At 35.3% G+C, this 3,852-nt stretch carries 4 protein-coding genes; all 4 read left to right on the top strand.

What is annotated here, in order from left to right:
• Window positions 1–237: 237 nt before the first annotated feature.
• Window positions 238–714: a PTS N-acetylgalactosamine transporter subunit IIB gene (gene agaV / locus BMX09_RS09590; RefSeq protein ID WP_089748068.1), complete on the top strand. Its 477-nt coding sequence runs from the start codon at window positions 238–240 to the stop codon at window positions 712–714.
• Between the two features lie 30 nt (window positions 715–744).
• Entirely contained in the window at window positions 745–1,548 is an 804-nt protein-coding gene (locus tag BMX09_RS09585; protein ID WP_089748066.1) for a PTS mannose/fructose/sorbose/N-acetylgalactosamine transporter subunit IIC, read from the top strand.
• Complete coding sequence (locus BMX09_RS09580) at window positions 1,538–2,383, top strand: PTS system mannose/fructose/sorbose family transporter subunit IID (protein ID WP_089748064.1); 846 nt, start codon at window positions 1,538–1,540, stop codon at window positions 2,381–2,383. Before BMX09_RS09585 ends, BMX09_RS09580 begins: the two co-directional genes overlap by 11 nt.
• Window positions 2,384–2,506: 123 nt before the next feature.
• The gene (gene agaS, locus BMX09_RS09575) at window positions 2,507–3,676 is read left to right on the top strand and encodes an SIS domain-containing protein (protein WP_089748062.1); all 1,170 of its coding nucleotides are present in this window, start codon (window positions 2,507–2,509) and stop codon (window positions 3,674–3,676) included.
• Window positions 3,677–3,852 lie beyond the last annotated feature (176 nt).

Here is a 3,852-nt window from a genome sequence, read left to right as displayed (position 1 = left end):
TTTATTATGGCTTCCACTTTTCCAACAATTCATTTTATATCCCTCAATAATGATTGTATCAAAAATATCTTGATACAACAATTCATCCCACGAAGGTAAAGCTTAGGAGATTTCTTGGTAATTTTGTTAAATTTGTCAAAAAGCTAACTAAAAATGTTAAAAAAGCTAATTGAGTAATCGGTTACTTTTAATTATAATGACAGTGTGAAAATTAGTAAAGAAGGGAGGGAAAAATTTATGCCACATATTTTATTAACAAGAATTGATAATCGTTTAATTCATGGTCAAGTCGCAACTCAATGGACAAGTTATCTGGGAGCTAACTTAATTTTAGTTGCTAATGATAAAGTTTCTAAAGATAAAATGCGTCAAGGCTTAATGGATATGGCAGCCCCATCTGGAGCACAAACAAGATATTTTTCAATTGAAAAGACTATCAATGTGATTCACAAAGCAGCTGATCGTCAAAAAATCTTTATTGTCTGTGAAAATCCACAAGATGTATTGCGTTTAGTGGAAGGCGGGGTACCAATTAAGAAAGTCAATATCGGTAATATGCATATGGCGGAAGGAAAACGCCAAGTAGTTGGGGTAGTAGCTGTTGATGATGATGATGTAGCTGCATTCAAAAAACTACAAGAAGCTGGTGTAGAACTAGAAATTCAAAAAGTTCCAACAGAAGGCAAGGAAGATGTTTCGAAATTATTTGAATAGTTGACATACTTTAAAAAGGGGGAAACGAATATGGAGGCAAGTTGGTTTCAGGTATTATTAATATTCTTAGTGACCTTCGTTGCAGCGATTGACCAGTTTAACTTTTTAGAATCGCTATATCAACCAATCGTAATGGGACCAGTTATTGGTGCTATTTTGGGGGATGTAACAACAGGTTTAGTAGTGGGGGCTACTTTCCAATTAATGACAATTGGTAATATGCCAGTTGGTGGAGCACAACCACCTAATGCTGTTATCGGTGGTATTATGGCGACTGTATTTGCGATTAGTGTTGGTTTAGAACCTACCGCCGCAGTAGCAGCCGCATATCCATTTGCTGTATTAGGACAATATGGTGTTACTTTAATCTTTACAATGATGGCACCAGTAATGTCTGTTGCAGATAAATATGCTGAAGAAGCAAATCCAAAAGGTATCGCTAAATTAAATTACCTAGCAATGGCTGCTTTGGGAACTATCTTTGGTTTAGTAGTAGTTATGTTCTTCTTAGGAGGACAAGCTTTTGGTAAAGAATTAGTAGATCAAATTCCTGAATGGTTCATGGGTGGATTATCAGCAGCTGGTGGAATGATGCGTTATGTAGGGTTCGCAATCTTATTGAAAGTTATGGGTTCTAAAGAATTATGGGGCTTCTACTTTGCAGGTTTCGCCTTAGCAAATATTGTATCAGCTAACGAAACTCTAGGTGGCTCTGCATTACTATTAATCGCTGTAATTGGTTTTGCAATTGCATTCTGGGATTATCAAATCCACATTAAAATGAAAACTGCTGCTCCTATGATGGACGATGGAGGTGAAGAAGATGGCATATAATATTCCGGAACAATATAAAAATTTAACGCCAGCTCCAAATTTAGATAAAGCAACTTTAAATAAAATGGCATGGCGTTCAGTATTCTTACAAGGTTCATTCAACTTTGAACGTATGCAAGCGGCTGGTTGGTTATATAGTATCTTACCAGGTTTGGAAAAAATTCATACAGATAAAGATGACTTAGCAGCATCAATGTCTCACAACTTGGAATTCTTTAACACTCACCCATTCTTAGTAACCTTTGTAATGGGGATTGTCTTATCACTAGAACAAGGTAAAGCAGATATTCAAACAATTCGTGCCGTTCGTGTTGCTGCAATGGGACCATTAGGTGGTATCGGGGATGCTTTATTCTGGTTCACATTAGTTCCAATTACAGCTGGTTTGAGTGCTAATTTAGCTTTAGATGGTAATATTATTGCACCATTCTTATTCTTAGCCATCTTTAACGGGGCGCAATTTGCTCTTCGTTTCTGGTTAATGCATTGGTCATATCGTGTTGGGACAGATGCGATTGGTCTTTTAACGGCAAATGCTAAAGAGTTTACACGTTCAGCTTCATTATTAGGGGTATTTGTTGTTGGGGCATTAACTTGTCTATATGGTGGTACTTCATTAGGTATTGAAATTGCTAATGGGGACTCACCAATTAATATTCAACATATTTTAGATGGAATCTTACCAAAATTAATTCCATTATCAATCACTATGCTTTTATATTGGTTATTAGCTAAGAAAAAATGGACTCCAATTCAATGTATTGGCTTATTATTAGCAATCGGTATCATTTGTGCGGGTGTCGGTCATTACTTCGGAGTTACATTCTGGGCTTAATAACAAAAACTACAAAAGATGATGCGGCAGTAGTTCTTAAGCGGCTATTGTCGTATTTCTTTACTAAATTAAAAAAGAATTCACCTATCTAAAAAACGGTGAATAAAGGAAGGAAGGAGTCTTATGTTCGAATTATCAACAACAGAACTAACTGCATTAACAGCAGAAATTACTACTCGAGAAATTCGACAACAACCAGAATTATGGCAAGAAGCCCTTACATACTACAAAGATAATGTAGAGCGTATCAATGACTTTTTCTCATCAATTCCACAAGAAAAAATTAGAGTAATCTTTACTGGTGCAGGAACCTCACAATACGTCGGAGATACCATATTACCATTTGTGAAGCATTTTGGCGATGAAAGTCGTTTTGATTTCCAATCAGTGGGGACAACAAATATTGTCTCTAATCCAACTGATTATTTCAAAAAAGATATGCCAACTATTTTAGTTAGTTTTGCACGTAGCGGAAATTCACCAGAAAGTCTAGCTAGTGTACAATTAGGCCAACAAATTATCGATGATTTCTATCAAATTACGATTACTTGTGCGCCGGAAGGTAAGTTAGCCATTGCTGCAAAAGGAGATCCTAAAAACTTATTATTAATGATGCCAGAACGTTCAAATGACCAAGGTTTTGCGATGACTGGTAGCTTTACATGTATGACATTAACAGCCATGTTATTATTTGATCAAACAACTATTGATACAAAAGAAGAATATGTTGCAAGTATCATTAAAATGGGTGAAGCCGTAATCGCAAAAGAATCAGTGATTAAATCTTACCTTGAATCTGACTTTGAACGTGTTATTTATTTAGGTTCTGGAGCATTAGCCGGTTTAGCTCGTGAAGTTCAATTAAAAATTTTAGAATTAACAGCTGGAGAAATTGCTACCGCATTCGATTCATCAATGGGTTTTCGTCATGGGCCAAAATCTTTCGTTAATGATAAATCATTAGTCTTTGTCTTTGTTTCAAATAATACTTATACAAGACAATATGACTTAGATATCTTAAATGAATTAAAAGCTGATCAAATTGCGGAATTAGTTTGTGGGATTGGTGTGGATGTTCAAAACAACTTTGAAGGCACATCATTCTCATTTGATGGGGACTTAGAATATACAAGTATTCCAGATGGTTATTTAGCATTACCTTATGCATTAGTGGGACAAACAATTTCACTATTAACATCTATTAAAGTCGGTAATAAACCAGACACACCATCACCAAGCGGAACTGTTAACCGTGTAGTAAAAGGGGTAACCATTCACCCTTTATCTATCTAAATAATATACTAATAATCTAATTTGGCGTTTAATGGGAGAGACGTCCACACATTTAGTAACTGAAAATGATATAAAAATTAAAAATAAAAAGGAGATTTGGTTATGTCAAAATTACAGTTATCACAAGGAAAGTTCGAACACTTAAAACGTTTATCTAATGAAGAAAATGTTATTGG

Origin of the sequence: Granulicatella balaenopterae (assembly GCF_900111135.1) — a bacterium.
Taxonomy (GTDB): domain Bacteria; phylum Bacillota; class Bacilli; order Lactobacillales; family Aerococcaceae; genus Granulicatella; species Granulicatella balaenopterae.
The sequence above is the reverse complement of the archived record's forward strand: the minus strand, read 5'-3'. Positions and strand labels throughout refer to the sequence as shown.